This is a genomic window from Aquibium carbonis (genome assembly GCF_003970795.1).
In the GTDB taxonomy this organism is placed as follows: Bacteria; Pseudomonadota; Alphaproteobacteria; order Rhizobiales; family Rhizobiaceae; genus Aquibium; species Aquibium carbonis.
In genome coordinates, this window is the sequence record NZ_RWKW01000057.1 from 12,961 (window position 1) to 31,134 (window position 18,174).

At 67.8% G+C, this 18,174-nt stretch carries 15 protein-coding genes; 10 read left to right on the forward strand and 5 right to left on the reverse strand.

The window, feature by feature from the left end; translation table 11 throughout:
- The first annotated feature begins 5 nt into the window (after window positions 1–5).
- From EJC49_RS16305 to EJC49_RS16335, 6 genes are all read left to right on the forward strand, one after another.
- Window positions 6–1,487 carry a hydantoinase/oxoprolinase family protein gene (locus tag EJC49_RS16305; protein WP_280960047.1) on the forward strand — a complete coding sequence of 494 codons (1,482 nt, stop codon included), beginning with the start codon at window positions 6–8 and terminating at the stop codon, window positions 1,485–1,487.
- 218 nt (window positions 1,488–1,705) lie between these two features.
- Window positions 1,706–3,370, forward strand: coding sequence for a hydantoinase B/oxoprolinase family protein (locus EJC49_RS16315; RefSeq protein WP_126701004.1), 1,665 nt, complete (start codon window positions 1,706–1,708; stop codon window positions 3,368–3,370).
- 48 nt (window positions 3,371–3,418) lie between these two features.
- On the forward strand, window positions 3,419–4,516 hold the full coding sequence (locus EJC49_RS16320) for a M24 family metallopeptidase (RefSeq protein WP_126701005.1): 1,098 nt from the start codon (window positions 3,419–3,421) through the stop codon (window positions 4,514–4,516).
- Between the two features lie 218 nt (window positions 4,517–4,734).
- Entirely contained in the window at window positions 4,735–6,303 is a 1,569-nt protein-coding gene (locus EJC49_RS16325; RefSeq protein WP_126701006.1) for a hydantoinase B/oxoprolinase family protein, read from the forward strand.
- Window positions 6,304–6,492: 189 nt separating this feature from the next.
- Window positions 6,493–7,890 carry a Ppx/GppA phosphatase family protein gene (locus EJC49_RS16330; RefSeq protein WP_126701037.1) on the forward strand — a complete coding sequence of 466 codons (1,398 nt, stop codon included), beginning with the start codon at window positions 6,493–6,495 and terminating at the stop codon, window positions 7,888–7,890.
- Window positions 7,884–8,606 carry an RlmE family RNA methyltransferase gene (locus EJC49_RS16335; RefSeq protein WP_425358826.1) on the forward strand — a complete coding sequence of 241 codons (723 nt, stop codon included), beginning with the start codon at window positions 7,884–7,886 and terminating at the stop codon, window positions 8,604–8,606. The genes EJC49_RS16330 and EJC49_RS16335 overlap by 7 nt, the downstream gene beginning before the upstream one ends.
- Here EJC49_RS16335 and EJC49_RS16340 read toward each other — a convergent pair.
- Window positions 8,588–10,024 carry an MFS transporter gene (locus EJC49_RS16340; protein ID WP_126701008.1) on the reverse strand — a complete coding sequence of 479 codons (1,437 nt, stop codon included), beginning with the start codon at window positions 10,022–10,024 and terminating at the stop codon, window positions 8,588–8,590. The genes EJC49_RS16335 and EJC49_RS16340 overlap by 19 nt on opposite strands.
- A gap of 284 nt (window positions 10,025–10,308) precedes the next feature.
- Between EJC49_RS16340 and guaB the strand changes: the two genes are divergently transcribed.
- Window positions 10,309–11,811 carry an IMP dehydrogenase gene (gene guaB, locus EJC49_RS16345; protein ID WP_126701009.1) on the forward strand — a complete coding sequence of 501 codons (1,503 nt, stop codon included), beginning with the start codon at window positions 10,309–10,311 and terminating at the stop codon, window positions 11,809–11,811.
- Window positions 11,812–11,868: 57 nt separating this feature from the next.
- Here guaB and EJC49_RS16350 read toward each other — a convergent pair whose 3' ends face one another.
- Window positions 11,869–12,783, reverse strand: coding sequence for an NAD(P)/FAD-dependent oxidoreductase (locus EJC49_RS16350; RefSeq protein ID WP_126701010.1), 915 nt, complete (start codon window positions 12,781–12,783; stop codon window positions 11,869–11,871).
- A complete protein-coding gene (locus EJC49_RS16355; RefSeq protein WP_126701011.1) occupies window positions 12,773–13,231 on the reverse strand; it encodes an RrF2 family transcriptional regulator in 459 nt (152 codons plus the stop codon). Before EJC49_RS16355 ends, EJC49_RS16350 begins: the two co-directional genes overlap by 11 nt.
- Before the next feature lie 118 nt (window positions 13,232–13,349).
- On the opposite strand from EJC49_RS16355, the gene EJC49_RS16360 reads away from it, so the two are divergent.
- Window positions 13,350–13,760, forward strand: coding sequence for an MAPEG family protein (locus tag EJC49_RS16360; protein ID WP_126701012.1), 411 nt, complete (start codon window positions 13,350–13,352; stop codon window positions 13,758–13,760).
- Window positions 13,761–13,783: 23 nt separating this feature from the next.
- Here the strand turns inward: EJC49_RS16360 and EJC49_RS16365 are convergent, their stop codons facing one another.
- Both EJC49_RS16365 and EJC49_RS16370 read right to left on the reverse strand, forming a co-directional pair.
- On the reverse strand, window positions 13,784–14,920 hold the full coding sequence (locus tag EJC49_RS16365) for a PQQ-dependent sugar dehydrogenase (protein ID WP_126701013.1): 1,137 nt from the start codon (window positions 14,918–14,920) through the stop codon (window positions 13,784–13,786).
- 59 nt (window positions 14,921–14,979) lie between these two features.
- Entirely contained in the window at window positions 14,980–15,921 is a 942-nt protein-coding gene (locus EJC49_RS16370) for a hydrogen peroxide-inducible genes activator (protein ID WP_126701014.1), read from the reverse strand.
- A 229-nt stretch (window positions 15,922–16,150) separates the two neighbouring features.
- Between EJC49_RS16370 and EJC49_RS16375 the strand changes: the two genes are divergently transcribed.
- Both EJC49_RS16375 and EJC49_RS16380 read left to right on the forward strand, forming a co-directional pair.
- Complete coding sequence (locus EJC49_RS16375) at window positions 16,151–17,440, forward strand: RsmB/NOP family class I SAM-dependent RNA methyltransferase (RefSeq protein WP_126701015.1); 1,290 nt, start codon at window positions 16,151–16,153, stop codon at window positions 17,438–17,440.
- Between the two features lie 22 nt (window positions 17,441–17,462).
- Window positions 17,463–18,149 carry a cyclic nucleotide-binding domain-containing protein gene (locus EJC49_RS16380; protein WP_126701016.1) on the forward strand — a complete coding sequence of 229 codons (687 nt, stop codon included), beginning with the start codon at window positions 17,463–17,465 and terminating at the stop codon, window positions 18,147–18,149.
- The last annotated feature ends 25 nt before the right edge of the window (window positions 18,150–18,174 follow it).

The following is an 18,174-nucleotide window of genomic DNA, read 5'->3' on the forward strand; positions in this document are numbered from 1 at the left end:
ACCAGATCACCCGCGAATGGCGCGAATACGAGCGCACCAACACCGCCGTGCTCTCGGCCTATGTCCAGCCGATCGCCGAGCGCTATTTGTCGCGGCTGGCCGGCGGCCTGAAGGAGAAGGGGCTGAAGGGCAGCCCCTACATCATGCAGTCGAACTGCGGCGTCGACTCGCTCGAATCCGTGTCGAAGATCCCCATCACCATGGTCGAATCCGGCCCGGCATCGGGCTTCTGGGGCGCGGCCGAACTCGGCAAGCTGATCGGCGAGCCCAACGTGCTGGCGCTCGACATCGGCGGCACCACGGCGAAGTGTTCGCTGATCGAGGACGGCGAGGTCAAGATCAAGACCGATTACTGGATCGAGCGCGACCGCACCTCGGCCGGCTACCCGATCATGGTGCCCGTCGTCGATCTCGTCGAGATCGGCAATGGCGGCGGCTCGATCGCCTGGGTCGACGATTTCGGAAAGCTGCATGTCGGTCCGCAATCGGCCGGCGCGATGCCCGGCCCGGCTGCCTACGGGCGCGGCGGCACCAACGCCACCACCACAGACGCCAATCTCTGGCTCGGCCGCATCAATCGCGACTATTTCTGCGGCGGCGAGGTGGTGGCCGACATGGCGTCGGCGGAGACCGCGCTGTCGGGCGTCGCCGGGAAGCTCGGCGTCGACGCGACCGAGGCGGCGCGCGGCATCATCCGCATCGCCAACAACAACATGGTCAACGCGCTGAAGCTCGTCTCGCTCAACCGCGGCCATGACCCGCGCGACTTCACGCTGGTCGCCTTCGGCGGCGGCGGCGCCATGCACGGCGTCGCGCTCGGCCAGGAGCTTGGCGTGAAGAAGGTCGTCGTGCCGGCCGGCGCCTCGGTCTTCTCGGCCTGGGGCATGATGATGTCGGACCTCAGGCGCGACTACTTCGTCACCCGGCTCGCCGAACTCACGCCTGGTTCCGCCGCCGGCATCGAGGCGATCTTTGCGGAGACCGAGGACCGCGCGCGGGCGCAGTTTGCCGCCGAGGGCGTCGCGGCCGACAAGGTTCGCATGCTGCGCTACGGCAAGTTCCGCTACCAGAACCAGGAGCATACGACCGAGGTGCTGATCGCCGAGGGTGCGATCACCGACGAGCGTCTGGCCGAGATCCAGGCCGCCTTCCACGAGACCTACGAGCGCGAATACACCTACCGGCTCTCCGCGCCGGTGGAGATGGTGGGCATCCACCTCGTCGCCTCCGCCGAAGTCGGCAAGCTGACCATGGCGAAGCGCGAAGCGACCGGCACGCCTTCCGAGGCCGCGCTCAAGGGCCATCGCGACGTCGACTACGCGCTCGAAGGCGTGGCGCGCGCGGCGATCTACGACGGCACGAAGCTCGAGCCGGGCATGACGTTTTCCGGCCCCGCCATCGTCGAGGATCCCGGCACCACGGTCGTCATCCATCCCGGCAACCAGGTCGAGATCGACGGCTACGGCAACATCCACATTCATCTCTGAACCGGAGACGGCGATGCCCTACGTTGCCCCCCTCTGGCCTGCCGGCCATCTCCCCCACGAGTGGGGAGATCGTCCTGCCGCTTTCGTTCCGCGCTTCTTGCGAGGTCGGCGATTGGCGGCGGCGGCGATGACAGCCAATCTCCCCACTCGTGGGGCAGATGGCCGGCAGGCCAGAGGGGGGCGCGAAGGGACGCCAGGCAACGCAAAGGGAGCGCGCCATGACTAAGCTCGCCAACGACCCCATCACGCTCGAAATCATCCAGAACTCGCTGCAGGCCGCGGCCGACGAGATGTTCGCCGTCATGAAGAAAACGGCGATGAGCTCGATCATCTACGAGGTGCTCGACATGGGCACCGGCATCACCGACGCCACGGGCGCGCTGGCCTCGTCGGGCGCCGGCATTCCGGCCTTCATCGGCGTGCTCGACAAGGCGGTGAAGGTGATCGTGGCCAAGTACGACAAGCCCGGCGACATCCAGCCTGGCGACGTCTTCGCCACCAACGACCCCTATTATGGCGGCGTGACGCATCTGAACGACATCGTCGTCGCCATGCCGGTCTTCGCCGGCGACACGCTGATTGCCTGGACGGCCAACATCGCCCACAATTCCGACGTTGGCGGCATGGCGCCCGGCTCGCTCACCGGCGAGGCGACGGAAATCTTCCAGGAGGGCCTGCGGCTGCCCGCCATCAAGATCATCTCGAAAGGCGAGCCGATCCGCTCGGTCATGGAGATCATCAAGGTCAATTCGCGCATGCCCGACGTGCTGGAGGGCGACGTGTGGGCCGCCATCGCCTCGGTTCGCATCGGGGCCAAGCGCCTCGTCGAGATCGCCGAGAAATACGGCACGGCCACCTTCCAGAACGCGATGACCTCCTTCCTCGACTTCGGCGAGCAGGTGTCGCTGAAGGAGCTGAAGGGCCTGCCGAAAGGCACCTTCGAACTGTCTGAAGAGCAGGACGACGGCCGTACCTTCAACGTCAAGATCACCATCTCCGACACGGAGTTCCTGGTCGACCTGCTCGACAATCCCGACCAGTCGAAGAACCCGGTCAACACCTCGCGCGACGGCGTGATGGTCGCCGCGCAGATGATCTTCAAGTCGCTGACCGATCCCTATTCGCCCGCCAACGAGGGCTCGTTCCGGCCGATCCGGCTGCTCACCCGCGAGGGCTCGGTGTTCCATGCCAAGGAGCCGGCGCCGATCGGCTTCTACTACGAGATCGAGCTGCGCGTGTACGACATCATGTGGCGCTGCCTTGCCCCGCACATGCCCGAGCGGCTGGCGTCGGGCCATTTCGCCTCTGTCTGCGGCACCTTCATCGGCGGCATCCATCCCGACACGGGCCGGCAGTACACCATCATCGAGCCGCAGCTCGGCGGCTGGGGCGCGAGCCGCGGCGGCGACGGCAACTCGGCAATCTTCTGCGGCTTCCACGGCGAGACCTACAACTGCCCGGCCGAGATCAACGAAGCGCGCAACGGGCTCTATGTCGACCGCATGGAGCTCAACGTCGCGCCGGGCGGCGAAGGCAAGTATCGCGGCGGCCGCGGCATCGTCATGGACTACCGGGTGCGGGCCGACAACGGCTTCCTCACCGCCGGCTACACCCGCTCGAAATTCCCGCCCTGGGCGCTCGACGGCGGCAACGAGGGCTCGCCCAACTATGTCGAGGTGATCCGCAAGGACGGCGGACGCGAGACCTTCTCCTTCGTGTCCGGTCTCGTCACCCACACCGACGACGTCATCCGCGTCGTAACCGGCAACGGCGGCGGCATCGGCGACCCGAAGGAGCGCGACCGGTCAGCCGTCGCCGACGACATCCGCAACGGACTGATCACGCCCGAACTCGCCCGCGAGGTCTACGGCTACTCCGGCTGACGGCGCATCGCTCCAGACATCGACCGAAATGAAGAGCACGAGAGAACCATGACCCATCCCACCGCCGACCGCCTCGCGCGCCTGCGCACATCCATGGCCGCCGAGGGTGTCGATCTCGTCGCCGTGGCGCCCGGCTCGCACATGGACTGGCTGATCGGCTTCCATCCGCACCCGGACGAGCGGCCCTGCCTGCTGATCGTCGGACCCGCGCGCGAGGCCTTCCTGATGCCCGTCCTCAACGCCGAGGGCACGCGCGAATCGACCGATATCGCCTTCCACAGCTGGAGCGACGACGTCGGGCCGAATGAAGCGCTTGCCGCCGCTCTCGACGACGTCGGCGCGACGCAGGCGAAGAGCATCGTGCTGGACGAGACCATGCGCGCCGATTTCGCGCTGCTCGTGCTCGGGGCGCTGCCCGACGCGAAACACGCCTTCACCGAGCGCACGCTGGGTCGACTCAGGATGGTCAAGGATGAGCGCGAGTTCGCCAAGCTCAGGATGAACGCCGCCATCGCCGACCGGGCGATGCAGACTGCGTTTGCCGCCATCAGGCCGGGCATGACCGAAAAGCAGGTCGCCCAGATCGTGCGCGACCACTTCGCGTCCGAGGGCGCCACGCCCGCCTTCTGGATCGTCGGCGCAGGTTCCAACGGGGCCTTCCCGCATCACCAGACCGGCGAGCGCAAGCTTGCCGAGGGCGACGCCATCGTCATCGACATCGGCGGCCGCAAGGAGGGTTTCCCTTCCGACATCACCCGCATGGCCGTCGTCGGCGAACCGCCGGAAGGCTACGGCCAGATCCACTCGATCGTCGAGAAGGCCGTCCAGGCGGCGCTGAAGGCCTCGCGTCCCGGCGTGCTCGCCAAGGAGGTCGACGCCGCCGCGCGGCGCGTCATCGCCGACGCCGGCTATGGCGAGTATTTCGTCCACCGCACCGGCCATGGGCTGGGCATCGACGGCCACGAGCCGCCCTACATCACCGCCACCGGCGAGACGGTGCTGGAGGAGGGCATGGTTTTCTCCATCGAGCCCGGCATCTACATCCCCGGCCGCTTCGGCATCCGGCTGGAGGAAATCGTCATCCTGCGCGCCGACGGCCCGGAGATTTTGTCCACGCTGCCGCGGGATCTGTTCGTGGCGCGTTAATCGACGCGCCCCCTCCACCACCTACGGTGGTCCCCCTCCCCCGTAAACGGGGGAGGATTTGAGGTTGCGGCCGGCCGCGACGCCTTGATCCTCCCCTGCGAAGCGGGGGAGGGGGACCACCGAAGGTGGTGGAGGGGGCGGTCGCTCCGTCTCTCGCGGCGTGAACGCCGGCATATCAGTCCCGCGATCATCGCGTCTCACACCACGACGAGGCCCACATGACCACTCCCGACCCGATCACCGCCTCCGTCATCCAGGCCTCGCTGATCGCCGCTGCCGACGAGATGTTCGCCGTGCTGCGCAAGACGGCGATGAGCCCGATCATCTACGAGGTGCTCGACGTCGGCACCGGCATCACCGATCCGGCGGGCGAGCTCGTCTCGTCGGGCGCCGGCATCCCCACCTTCGTCGGCGTGCTCGACAAGGCCGTGCGCCGCATCGTCGAGATCCACGGTCGCGACGCCATCCGCCCCGGCGACTGCTTCGTCACCAACGATCCCTATTATGGCGGCGTCACCCATCTCAACGACGTCGTCATCGCCCTGCCGGTCTTTTCCGGCGGCGACCTCGTCGCATGGGCCGCCTCCATCGCGCACTGGAACGACGTCGGCGGCAAGACGCCGGGCTCGATGGCGGTCGACGTGGCGGAAATCTTCCAGGAGGGGCTGCGCCTGCCGGCCGTCAAGCTCTTCGAGGACGGCGCGCCGATCTCGTCGGTCTTCGACATCATCGCCGCCAACTCGCGCCTGCCGGATTTCGTCCAGGGCGATCTCTGGGCGCAGGTCGCGGCCAGCCGCAAGGCCGAGTCCCGCATCCGCCAGCTCGTCGAGACCTACGGGCTCGAAGCCTGGCGCGCGGCGCTGGCGGCCCTCTTCGAGGAAGGCGAGCGGCGCGGCCGGGCCGGCCTCGCCACCCTGCCGCAAGGCACGTTCCGGATCGAGGAGCGTCAGGACGACGGCGCGGTCTGGCAGGCCTCCATTACCATCTCGGCCGACCGTTTCACCGTCGATCTCTCCGGCAATCCCAGGCAGCGCACTGCGCCCTACAACACCAGCCGCGACGGCGCCGTCATCTCCGCGCAGATGATCTTCAAGGCGCTCACCGATCCGACGCTGTTTGCCAATTCCGGCTCGTTCCGGGCGCTGGAGGTCATCACCGAGCCCGGCACGATCTTCCATGCCACCGGCACCGCCCCGCACGGCTATTACTTCGAAACCCGGATCCGGCTGGCCGACATGCTGTGGCAGTGCATGGCCCGCGCCTTGCCCGAGCGGCTGCCGGCCGGATCCTTCGCCTCGATCTGCGGCACGGTCATCGCCGGCAATCACCCCGACACGGCGCGGCGATTCACCATGGTCGAGCCGCAGATGGGTGGCTGGGGCGCGACGTCGGAGCGCGACGGGCTCGATGCCATGTATTCCGCCAATCACGGCGAGACCTTCAACTGCCCGGTCGAGATCTGCGAGGCGCGCTATGGCCTCGACGTCGCCTTCAAGCGGCTCAACGACGGCGACGCGGGCGCTGGCCTGCATTCGGGCGGCAAGGGCTTGCAGACCAGCTACCGCCTGCGCGCGCCGGCCGTGCTCTCGGCCGGCTACAGCCGAGCCCGGGAGCCCGTCTGGGGGCTCGAAGGCGGCGCGTCCGGCGGCGTCAACGGCCTGTCGGTCATCCATCCGGATGGCCGCCGCGACCGCCTCACCTTCGCCAGCGGCGTGAAGCTCGAACCCGGCGACGAACTGCTGATCGAAACCGCCAATGGCGGCGGCTGGGGCCGGACGGCGGGGTGAGCTTGAATCCTTTCTCCTGAACGGGGGAGGATCCGGAACGCATCGACGACGGCTGAGCGAAATCGCCGGGCGTTGCCGTCCCGCGCTGCCAACCGCTGCGCTTCGCCGACGCACCGCCCCGCGCCGTCGCTTCGCCGCCAAAGCATTTGGCGAAACGCCGCCGTGCTGATACATTGCCTTCAACTCAAGATGATCGTGCCTGCTGCATCCGGGATGGAAGCGCGGCACCGGAAGGATGAAAGCGTGACGGACCTCGAATTCGACGGGAAACCGTCGGGCGACGAGGCTTCCCGCGGCGGACGGGCCAGGAAGAGGCGCGGTCGCCGCAAGTCGGGACAGAAGCAGGCGGCGCCGGTTCAGGGCGCACTTGTTCCCCGTCCGGGAAAGCCTGAGACCCAGGACAACGGTCTCCAGCAGAAGAAGAAGCGCAAGCGGCGCCGCGGCCGCAAGGTGTTTGCGCGCGATGGCGCCGAAGCGGTGGCCACGGCCGCCGTTCGGCCGCCTGCGAATACCGTCGCCATGCCGCCCGTGGCCGGCAACGGCGCGGCGGCGCCGCGCCGCGAGACGCCCGTCGCGGACGAGCGGCCGCATGCCTATGCCGCGCTCGATCTCGGAACCAACAATTGTCGGCTGCTCGTCGCCATCCCGACGCGGCCTGGCCAGTTCCGTGTCATCGACGCCTTTTCGCGCATCGTGCGGCTGGGGGAGGGGCTGTCCGGCACCGGCCGACTCGGCGACCAGGCGATGAGCCGCGCGGTCGAGGCCTTGAAGCATTGCGCCGAAAAGCTCGCGGGACGCGATATCCGCAAGGCGCGGCTGATCGCGACGGAGGCCTGCCGTTCGGCCGAGAACGGGGTCGAATTCCTCACCCGCGTGACGGAGGAGACCGGCCTGGTGCTGGAAATCATAGACCGCGAGACCGAGGCGCGGCTGGCCGTGTCGGGCTGCGGATCGCTGGTCGAGCGCGACACCGACGGCGTGGTGCTGTTCGACATCGGCGGCGGCTCCTCGGAAATCGCGCTGATCGACATCTCGGCACGCCGGGGTGGGCGGCTTGCCGACCACATCGTCTCCTGGACCTCGCTGCCGGTCGGCGTCGTTTCCCTGTCGGAGCGCTTCGGCGGCCGCCACGTGACGCCGGAGATCTATGCCGCCATGGTGGAGGACGTCGCGCGCATGCTCGACGCCTTCGAGGGCCGAGACAAGCTTGGGCTGATCGCGCATGGCGACCGGTTCCACCTGCTCGGCACGTCGGGCACGGTGACCACGCTCGCCGGCATTCACCTCGACCTGCCGCGCTACGACCGGCGCCGCGTCGACGGGCTGTGGATGCAATCGGACGACATCGACCGCATGATCGAAAGGCTGGTGGGCTGGGAGTTCCACGAACGCGTGGCCAACCCCTGCATCGGGCCGGACCGCGCCGACCTCGTGCTCGCCGGCTGCGCGATCCTCGAGGCAATCCGCCGTGTCTGGCCGGCGCAGCGCCTGCGCGTCGCCGACCGGGGCCTGCGCGAAGGCATCCTGGCCGAACTCATGGCCGGAGACGGAGCATGGCGGCGCAGCCGCGAGCGGGGACGATCATGAAGAAACCCACCACCGGCGCCGGGCCGCGTGCGCTCAAGACCCGCATCAAGAAGAAGCGCGGGTTGAAGAACTCGTCGCGCCGCTGGCTCGAGCGGCATCTCAACGACCCTTACGTGCACCGCTCGAAGGCGGAAGGCTTCCGCTCGCGCGCGGCCTTCAAGCTGATCGAGATCGACGACCGCTACAAGCTCCTGAAGCCCGGCACCAAGGTGATCGACCTGGGCGCCGCACCCGGCGGCTGGAGCCAGGTGGCGGCCAAGCGCGTCGGCTCCAACAACGAGGCACCGACGGTCGTGGCGATCGACTATCTCGACATGGATGCGATCCCCGGCGTGGCCTTCCTCAAGATGGACTTTCTGGAACCCGATGCGCCCGACCGGCTGATCGCCATGCTCGGCGCGGCGCCGGACGTCGTCATCTCGGACATGGCGGCGCCGACCACCGGCCATCGCCGCACCGACCACATCCGCACCATGCACCTGTGCGAGGTCGCGGCCGACTTCGCCATCAACGTCCTCAAGCCCGGCGGGCACTTTCTCGCCAAGACCTTCCAGGGCGGGGCGGAGAACACGGTGCTGGACATGCTCAAGAAGAACTTTGCGTCCGTCCATCACGTCAAGCCGCCGGCCTCGCGCACCGAATCCGTCGAGCTCTATTTGTTCGCGAAGAGCTTCAAAGGCAGGGCCGAAGCGCCGGCTCAGCCATCCGACGAATAGGGCTTCTTGGGCGGCAGGACCTGGCTGCGGGCGTTGTCGCCGCCGATGCGGTGCCCCGAGACGGAGGCGCCGGCATCGGGCGGCAGGCGCAGGAAGGGCAGCGCCGCCATCGCCGTGACGATGGCGACCGCCACGAAGGCAATGGCGAAGGCATCCAAGCCCAGGCCGGTGCCGCTCGCCACCGTCACGCCCTCCAGGATGCCGCCCGCCAGCGCCACACCGAGCGCGATGGAGATCTGCTGGAACACCGAAGCGATGGCTGTGGCCTGGCCGGCGCGCTCGTCGCCGATGTCGGCGAAAATCAGGGCGTTGGCGGAGGTGAAGAACAGCGACCGCAGGAAGCCGCCCGCGATCAGGGTGGCGATGATCGCCCAGACGGGCGTCTCGGGCGTGAAAATGGCGGCAAGGCCGATGAAGAAACCGCCACCGACCGCCGAGCCAGCCAGAATGCGGCGAAAACCGCCGTGGCGCAGCGCCGTGGAGGCGAGGAACTTCATGCCGATCGCGCCTAAGGCGGCCGAGAAAGTCAGCATCCCGGACTCGAACGGCGTCATGCCGAATCCCAGCTGGAACATCAGCGGCAGCAGGAATGGCGTCGCCCCCGCGCCGATTCGAAACAGCGTTCCACCGACGATGGCCGCCGAGAAGACGCGGTTCGAGAACAGGCTGAGGTCGAGCAGGGGTCGCGTTGCGCGGCGGGCGTGCCGGACGTAGGCGAAGCCGGCGAGGGTTCCGGCCAAAAGCGTGGCGATGCCGACGACCGGCGGCAGGGCCGGTAGACTGACGACCGACAGGCCGAAGACGATGCCGGCAGCCGCAATCGCCGACAGGGCAAATCCGCGGACGTCGATCGGCCCCGGCCGGCCGCGCTCCAGATTGGGCAGCAGGAACCATGCCGCCGCGATGCCCATGATGCCGATCGGCACGTTGATGATGAAGATCCAGTGCCAGCTCAGGAACGTCGTCAGGAAGCCGCCGACCGGCGGGCCGACCAGCGGTCCCAGAAGGCCGGGGATGGTGAGCCAGGCCATGGCCGAGACGAGGTTCTGGCGCGGCGTGGCGCGCACCAGAAGAAGCCGCGCGACCGGCGTCATCATCGAGCCGCCCATGCCTTGCAGGAAACGCGCGAGCACGAAGGCCTCCAGCGAGCCGGCCGTTGCGCAGGCGATCGAGCCGACCACGAACACGCCGATGGCGGCGCAGAAGACGCGCTTGGCGCCGAAGCGGTCCGCCATCCAGGCGCTGATCGGGATGAAGATCGCCAGCGAGACCAGATAGGCCGTCAGCGCCAGCTTCAGGGCGATCGGGTTCGTGCCGATGTCCGTGGCGATCGCGGGCAGCGACGTCGCGATGACGGTCGAGTCCATCTGCTCCATGAAGAGCGCGACCGCGAGCACGAGCGGGATGGTCCTGTTCAAGTCTCGTTCCAGTTCAGCTTGTCCCCGGGGCCGTTAGCATGTGCGGCCCCGCAATGTCCCCGCCCTTTCCGGTCTGTCCCATCACGAAGGCCGCAGTGGACCGCTTGCCGGCCGCGCGTCCAAGTCGTTATCGCGGCGAATGGCGCAAAACATCACCGATGGGCCGAACCGCCTTTTCATTGTCATGGACGCATGGTACCAGCCAGCGCCATTCCCAAAGGGAAATATCGAGTCGGCGCGGTCCCCGGGACCGACGCCGCTATTGGAACATCGAAGGAATGGCCATGGCGAAAATCATCGTATCCGCGACGGGAGCCGAGGCGCTCACCTTCGACGACGTTCTCCTCCAGCCCGCCCATTCCGACGTCATGCCGGGGCAGACCGACGTCAGCACGCGGATTGCCCGCGATATCGACCTGAACGTGCCGATCCTGTCGGCGGCGATGGACACGGTGACGGAATCGCGGCTCGCCATCGCCATGGCGCAGGCCGGCGGCATCGGCGTCATCCACCGCAACCTCACTCCCGAGCAGCAGGCCGAGGAGGTGCGGCAGGTCAAGAAGTTCGAGTCGGGCATGGTGGTCAATCCGGTCACGATCGGCCCGGATGCCACGCTCGGCGATGCGCAGGCGCTGATGCGGGCGCATGGCATTTCCGGCATTCCCGTCGTCCACGACGGCGGCACGGGCGGCCAGAGAAACGGCAAGCTCGTCGGCATCCTCACCAATCGCGACGTTCGCTTCGCCTCCGACCCGTCGCAGAAGGTCTCGGAGCTGATGACGAAGGAAAATCTCGTCACGGTGAGCGAGAGCGTCGATCAGGACGAGGCCAAGCGGCTCCTGCATCAGCGGCGCATCGAGAAGCTTTTGGTCGTCGACCATCGCGGCCATTGCGTCGGGCTGATCACGGTCAAGGATATCGAGAAGACGCAGCTCAACCCGAATGCCGCCAAGGACGCCCAGGGGCGGCTGCGCGTGGCGGCTGCCACCAGCGTCGGCGACGACGGTTTCGAGCGGGCCGAGCGGCTGATCGCGGCAGGGGTGGACCTGCTTGTCATAGACACCGCCCACGGCCATTCGCAGCGGGTGCTCGACGCGGTGACGCGCGTCAAGAAACTCTCCAACTCCGTGCGCATCCTGGCCGGCAACGTGGCCACCGCCGACGGCACGCAGGCGCTGATCGACGCGGGCGCCGACGCGGTGAAGGTCGGCATCGGGCCGGGCTCGATCTGCACCACCCGCATCGTGGCCGGCGTCGGCGTGCCGCAGCTCACCGCCATCATGTCGGCGGTCGAAGTGGCCGAGCGGCAGGGCATCAGCATCATCGCCGACGGCGGCATCAAATACTCGGGCGACCTCGCCAAGGCGCTGGCCGCCGGTGCGGGCGCGGCGATGATCGGCTCCCTGCTGGCCGGCACCGAGGAAAGCCCCGGCGAGGTCTATCTGCACCAGGGTCGTTCCTTCAAGGCCTATCGCGGCATGGGCTCGGTCGGCGCCATGGCGCGCGGCTCGGCGGATCGCTACTTCCAGGCGGAGGTGCGCGATACGCTGAAGCTGGTTCCCGAGGGGATCGAGGGGCAGGTCCCCTACAAGGGCCCGGTCAGCGGGGTGCTGCACCAGCTCGCCGGCGGCCTGCGCGCCTCGATGGGCTATGTCGGTGCGCATGATCTGGAGGCGTTCCGCACCAAGGCCACCTTCGTCCGCATCTCGGGCGCCGGTCTGCGGGAGAGCCACGCGCATGACGTGACGATTACGCGCGAGAGCCCGAACTATCCCGGCATGAGCTGAGGCAACGCCTTCGGCGGATGGCCGAAGGCGGCCTTTGGCCTGCGCGCCAGCCCGGGCTCAGGCCGCTTTCGCGACGGTTTGCGGGAAGATGATCGAACGGTGGACCGCCGCGCCGGCCAGCGCGCCGTGTCCGACCGATATCGCCACCGAGGCCATCGGGCTCGCGACGTCGCCGCAGGCGAAGACGCCGGGCACGGTCGTGGCCTTCATCGCGTCCGTCGCCACGTACGGACCCTGCGGCCCTTCCGCGATGGCGCAGCCGAGCATCTGGGGCAGCGGCGTGACGATCCGGGTCCGGGTGGCGACGAAGAGGCCGTCCATGGGCAGGCGCCGTCCATCCGACAGGACCACGACCGGGGAGCCCGGCTCGCCTTCCACGGCGGCCACGGTGGCGAACTCCATCGCCACGCCCCGTTCCGCGAGATCGGCGAGTTGGGGATCCGCGGGGTCGAAGACGCCGTTGGCGAGCAGCGTCGTCTGGCCCCATTCGGGCAGCATCGCGGCCTGGTGCAGCGACATCGGGCCGCTGGCCAGCACGCCGATGCGACCGCGGTTGAGTTCATAGCCATGGCAGTAGGGGCAGGTCATGGCGCCGATGCCCCATTGCGCCGCCAGACCGGGCACGTCTGGAAGCACGTCTTCCACCCCGGTGGCCAGCACGATCCGCCGTCCTTCGACCGTCGAGCCGTCCGCGAGATCGACCCGGAAGGCGTCGATCTCGCCGGATGCCGCAATGGCTGCGCCAGAAATGAACTCGACGGTCGGGTAGGCGAGAAGCTGGCCTTGCGCCTCGGAAGCAATAGCGCCGGGGGCATGCCCGTCCCGTCCCAGAAAGCCGTGTGACGTTTCGGAGAACCGGTTGCGGCGTTGGCCGGCGTCGATGACCAGCACCTTGCGGCGCGCCCGGGCGACCTGCATCGCGGCGGAGAGGCCGGCATAGCTGCCGCCGACAATGATCACGTCATGCATCATGGGGTTCCTTCGGGTTCAACGGTAGTTTCGCCATGCGGGCGCGGAGTTCGGCCGCGATCGAGGCGAGGGTGATGGACTGGAGCCGCGCCTGGACGAGCCGTTCGGCCTCGCCCAGCGTTTCCTGCATGGAGGCGTTCACCGCCCGCTCGACCAGACATGAGGGCGCCGGATTGCGGATGCCGATGGCGAAGAGATCCGGCGTCCCCAACGCGGCATAGACATCGGCGAGGCTGATGGCCTGGAGCGGCCGGCCCAGGGTCCAGCCGCCGCCATGGCCCTTGCCGGATCGGACGATGCCTGCCGCGCGCAGTCCGGCCATGGTGCGCCGTACGGCCGCGGCGTTGCCGGCCATGTAGCGCGCCAGTTCGTCCGAGGTGATCGGCTGGTTTCGATCCGCCATGTGGAGCAGCAGATGCAGCATGGCGGAGAAGCGCGTGTCGTGTTTCATGTAACTTTATATGTTACATGATTGGCTCGATGTCAAGGTGCACCCGTGCCGGTGCCGCTTGGGGCGATGGCTGGAGCATGCTAATCGAAGGCTGGATCTTTCAGAACGGGGTGTAGGGATGTCCGGAGCGGCGATCTTCTGGCCGATGATCGCGCATGTCGCGCTGGTCTTCGGGGTCTATGGGCTGATGGCGGTCAGGCGCAAGCAGGCGGTCGACGCCGGCAACGCGCGACTCTCGCAATTCCGCGAGAACCGCGACGAACCGGTCGAGAGCCTGTTCGTGCGCAACAATCTCGCCAACCAGTTCGAACTGCCGGTCCTGTTCCATGTCTGCTGCCTGGCGCTTCAGGCGAGCGGCGGCGTGGGAGCGATCGTCCTCGTGCTGGCGTGGTTCTTCGTCGTGTCGCGCTACGTCCACGCCGCGATCCACGTCACGACGAACCGCATCCGTCATCGGCAGCCAACCTTCATCGCCGGCTTCCTGGCGCTCGCGGCGATGTGGGCCGCGCTTGCAGTCCACATCGCCTGACGGGGCTCGATCGGGTCGAGGTCTCAGCCTTCCCCGGCCGGAACGATCCGCAGCAGCCGCCCGCCGGCGCGGTCTTCGAGAACCCAGATGCCCCCGTCGGGACCCTGCTCGACCTCCCGGATGCGGGCGCCCATTTCGAAGCGGCGCACCTCTTCGGCCATGGTGCCGTCCGACTGTTCGCCAAGGCTCACATGAACCAGAGCCTGTCCTGACAGGCCGCCGATGAAGGCAGTGCCCTGCCAGTCTGGAAACAGGTCGCCTGAATAGACGATCATGCCGGCCGGGGAGATGACCGGGGTCCAGTGCGCTTCGGGCCCCTGGAACTCGTCGCGGGTGGGATGATCGGGGATCTCGTCGCCCGAATAGTGGACGCCGTAGGAGACGACCGGCCAACCGTAGTTCTTGCCCGGTTCGATCAGGTTGATCTCGTCGCCGCCACGCGGACCCATCTCATGCGCCCACAGGCGACCGTCGCCGTCGAAGGCGATGCCCAGCATGTTGCGGTGGCCGACGCTCCAGAAGCTCCTGGCCAGTTCGCCCTGATCCTGGAAGGGATTGTCGTCCGGCACGGAGCCATCCGGATTGAGGCGAATGATCTTGCCGAGCGCGCTGTCCATGTCCTGCGCCGGGTCGAGCTTCTGTCGGTCGCCGGAGGTAACGAAGAGGTGCGCGCCGTCGGGCGAAAACACCAAGCGGTGCGAGTAGTGTCCGTTGCCGCTGACCTTCGGCTCCTGGCGCCAGATCACCTCCAGGTTCTCGAGCGCGGGTTCGCCCTCTCCCAGCGAAAGCGTTGCACGGGCCACCGCGGCGCCTTGCAACCCGTCGTCGCCGCGTTCGGCATAGGAGATGTAGACGTGACCGGTATCGGCGAAGTCCGGCGCCGCGATGACGTCACCAAGTCCGCCCTGGCCGGCATAGGCGACGTCTGGAACGCCGGAAATTTCGGTTTTCGTGCCTTCCTGCGTCACCAGCAGAAGGGTGCCGGGTTTTTCGGTGACGAGCAGATCGCCGTCGGGCAGGAACGTCATCGCCCATGGCTCGTTGAACTCGGCGACCGGCGTCGCCTCGACGGCCACACCGTCGCTCGACGTGACTTCGAAGCTCTGGGCGAGCGCCGATCCCGGGACGAGCAGGGCGGTGAGTGCGAGAGGTATGCGCATTGGGTTCTCCTGTATCGAACGTGGTGTCTGGCAAATAGCGTCGATACGGCAGAGTTCCCTCACGCCTGCGTGAGAACGGCGGCCTCCCTGCTCAGGTCGGACGGAAAGGGAGCGCGTGCGTCCGCGATCAGGCGGCCGATCGTGCGATACTCTTCGGGTCGCGGACCGTTGCGGCGCCAGGCCAGACAGATGCGGCGCGAGGGTTGCGGATCGGCGAACGGCACGATCTTCATGTCCGGCATCGCACGCACCGTTTCCAGCGCCATCGCGGGGATCAGTGTCAGCCCGAGACCGTGCGACACCATCTGCAGCAGGGTCGTCAGGCTCGTCGCACCGTAGCTCGACAACGCTGCGGGCTTGACGGAGCGACAGACCGCCAGCGCCTGGTCGCGCAGGCAGTGGCCTTCCTCCAGGAGCATCAGCCTTTCGAGCGAGGGACTCTCGGGTGGGACCGGCGGCGACAGGAACTCCGGATCGTCGCGCGGGACCGCGAGGTAGAAGCGATCCTCGAACAAGGCCTCGGCGACGAGACCCGGCTCGTCGATCGGCAGCGCGGCGACGAAGGCGTCGAGCCGCCCGGACAGGGTTTCCTCCACCAGCGTGCCCGTCACGGCCTCGCGCAGTTCGAGCTGGAGGTCGGGAAAACTGCGCCTGGCGACCGGCAGCAGCGTCGGCAGGAGGTAGGGTGCGACGGTCGGGATCATGCCGAGACGGAACCGCCCCTCCATCGGCCGCCGGCCGCGGCGGGCGATCGCCTCGACGTCGCGAATGTCGGCGAGGATACGCTCGATGCGCGGGCGGAGCTGACGGGCTTCCTCGGTGATCCGGATTCCGCTGCGGCTGCGTTCGAACAACCGGCAGTCAAGCTTCTCCTCCATCTCGGCGATCTGCGAGGACAGCGCCGGCTGCGACACGCCCACGAGCTCGGCGGCGCGGCCGAAATGCAGGGTTTCGGCGAGTGCGTTGAAATATTCCATCTGTCGAACGGAGAGGCGGATCATAAGAGACGGTTATCATGGAACGCAGGCGAGTTAAACGGGGCTTATGGATGGGCGCCCCGAAACGGACGCCGCACCTGTCCGTGCGACGCGGCGCCGGATGCCCGGCGGATGGGCGCGCCGTTCTGTGGCTTTCGATCGCGTTTAAGACGCTTCGGAACCGTCTTGCCGACGATGGCGCGACGGTCTACCAGTCGGCCGATCGGGTAGCCGACAACGGGGAAGACCGGACATGCGAACAGGCGGACGACTGGCTGCGGCCATCGAAGTGCTTACCGACATCCAGACACGACACAGGCCTGCGGCCGACGCGCTCAAGGACTGGGGTCTGTCGCATCGTTTTGCCGGCGCGGGCGACCGCGGCGCGATCGGAAACATCGTCTATGACGCGCTTCGGCGCCGCCGTTCGGCGGCCCACCTGTTCGGTTCGGACACCCCGCGGGCGCTCGCCTTCGGTGCGCTTCTCCTGGAGTGGGGCGAGACGGCGGCCAGCCTGAACGCCGCGCTGGAGGGGGACCGTTTCGCGCCCCCGGGTCTCGACGAGACCGAGATCGCCGCCATTGCCGCCCATCCGCTCGAGACGGCGCCCGATGCGGTTCGGGCCGACGTGCCCGACTGGTGCGCCCCGATGCTGGAACGCGCCTTCGGCGAAGGATGGGTGGAAGAGGGCAGGGCGCTTTCGGCCCGTCCGCCGCTCGACCTGCGGGTCAACACGCTGAGGGCCGATCGCGAACGGGTGCTGCGGGAACTCTCCGGGACGAAAGCCGCACCGACGGCATTGGCACCGCATGGCATTCGCATCCCCCCGATCGAGGGAAGCGGACGCCATCCCAACGTCCAGGCGGAGCCGGCCTTCGCCAAGGGATGGATGGAGGTCCAGGACGAGGGATCGCAGATTGCCGCGCGTCTTGCTGGCGCGGAGCCGGGCATGCAGGTCCTCGACTACTGCGCCGGGGCCGGTGGCAAGACGCTGGCGCTGTCGGCCGACATGGACAATCGCGGCCAACTGTTTGCCCATGACGCCGAAAAGCAGCGGCTGGCGCCGATCTTCGACCGGCTGCGCCGTTCCGAGACCCGCAACGTTCAGGTCGTCGCGCGGCCCGACGAACTGGCGCCGCTGGAAGGGCGCATGGACCTCGTTCTCGTCGATGCCCCCTGCACCGGCTCCGGCACCTGGCGCCGGCGTCCCGACGCCAAGTGGCGGTTGACGGAGCGCCAGCTCGAGGTGCGGATGGCCGAGCAGGAAGCGATCCTTTCGGCCGCCGCCCGCTATGTCCGTCCGGGCGGCCGTCTCGTCTACGTCACATGCTCGCTCTTCGAACAGGAAAATGCCGAGCGTCTGCGCTCCTTCCTCGCCGGACGCGCCGACTTCGCCGCCGTCGACCATGCGGCGCTGTTCGAAGCCAGCTTCCCCGGACGGACGGGTCTGGCGCGCATCGATCGCGAAAACGGCATTTCGCTGACCCCGGCTCGCAGCGGTACAGATGGGTTCTACGTCGGCGTGACCCAGCGCCAAGAATGATGCTTCCTCCCAGGGCGCCCCAATGGACGAGTTCCTCGAGCAATTCTCCGATCCGAGCAAGTTTCTAGGCCACGTAAACTACATCCTCGTCATTCTTTCGGTGTCGATGAGCAGCATGCGCTGGCTGCGCATTTTCGCCATCGCGTCGGGCATCACCGGGGTCGTCTACTACGGCTTCATGATTTCCGACCTGATCAGCGCCACCTGGGAACTCATCTTCACCGCGGTGAACGCCATCCAGCTGACGCTGATCCTGCTGGCCAGCCGGGTGCGCCGCCTGAACGACGACGAAAAGCTCTTCATCGACGCGGTGATGCCCACACTCGAGGGAAACCTGCGTGCGCGCATGCTGAAGATCGCCCGGTGGGAGACCCGGGAGCCGGGCGAGATCCTGATCGAGGAAGGGCAGGCGGCGCCGCAACTCGTGTTCATCGCCCGCGGCGCGGCGAGCGTGGAAAAGGGCGAGAAACTGATCGGCGTCTGCGGGCCGGGCGATTTCCTGGGCGAGATGAGCTTTCTTTCCGGCAACCCCGCCTCGGCCACCGTGCGCGTCTCGAACGAGATCCGCTGCTGCGTCTACGATCCCGGCGAACTGCGCGCGTTGCTGCAACGCAACCCGCCGATCCGTCAGGCGTTGGAGCTGAGCTTCAACCGCAATCTCGTCGGCAAGCTCGACCGCATGAACGAAACCAGGCACGCCACCGTCTGAGCGCCGGTGCGGCGCGCCGGCCTTG

What these genes read in the sequence shown, in the direction of transcription:
- EJC49_RS16315 (WP_126701004.1), top strand. Translation starts at nt 1,706, where the DNA reads ATGACTAAGCTCGCCAACGACCCCATCACGCTCGAAATCATCCAGAAC.
- EJC49_RS16320 (WP_126701005.1), top strand. Translation starts at nt 3,419, where the DNA reads ATGACCCATCCCACCGCCGACCGCCTCGCGCGCCTGCGCACATCCATG.
- EJC49_RS16325 (WP_126701006.1), top strand. Translation starts at nt 4,735, where the DNA reads ATGACCACTCCCGACCCGATCACCGCCTCCGTCATCCAGGCCTCGCTG.
- EJC49_RS16330 (WP_126701037.1), top strand. Translation starts at nt 6,493, where the DNA reads ATGATCGTGCCTGCTGCATCCGGGATGGAAGCGCGGCACCGGAAGGAT.
- guaB (WP_126701009.1), top strand. Translation starts at nt 10,309, where the DNA reads ATGGCGAAAATCATCGTATCCGCGACGGGAGCCGAGGCGCTCACCTTC.
- EJC49_RS16350 (WP_126701010.1), bottom strand. Translation starts at nt 12,783, where the DNA reads ATGATGCATGACGTGATCATTGTCGGCGGCAGCTATGCCGGCCTCTCC.
- EJC49_RS16355 (WP_126701011.1), bottom strand. Translation starts at nt 13,231, where the DNA reads ATGAAACACGACACGCGCTTCTCCGCCATGCTGCATCTGCTGCTCCAC.
- EJC49_RS16360 (WP_126701012.1), top strand. Translation starts at nt 13,350, where the DNA reads ATGTCCGGAGCGGCGATCTTCTGGCCGATGATCGCGCATGTCGCGCTG.
- EJC49_RS16365 (WP_126701013.1), bottom strand. Translation starts at nt 14,920, where the DNA reads ATGCGCATACCTCTCGCACTCACCGCCCTGCTCGTCCCGGGATCGGCG.
- EJC49_RS16370 (WP_126701014.1), bottom strand. Translation starts at nt 15,921, where the DNA reads ATGATCCGCCTCTCCGTTCGACAGATGGAATATTTCAACGCACTCGCC.
- EJC49_RS16375 (WP_126701015.1), top strand. Translation starts at nt 16,151, where the DNA reads ATGCGAACAGGCGGACGACTGGCTGCGGCCATCGAAGTGCTTACCGAC.
- EJC49_RS16380 (WP_126701016.1), top strand. Translation starts at nt 17,463, where the DNA reads ATGGACGAGTTCCTCGAGCAATTCTCCGATCCGAGCAAGTTTCTAGGC.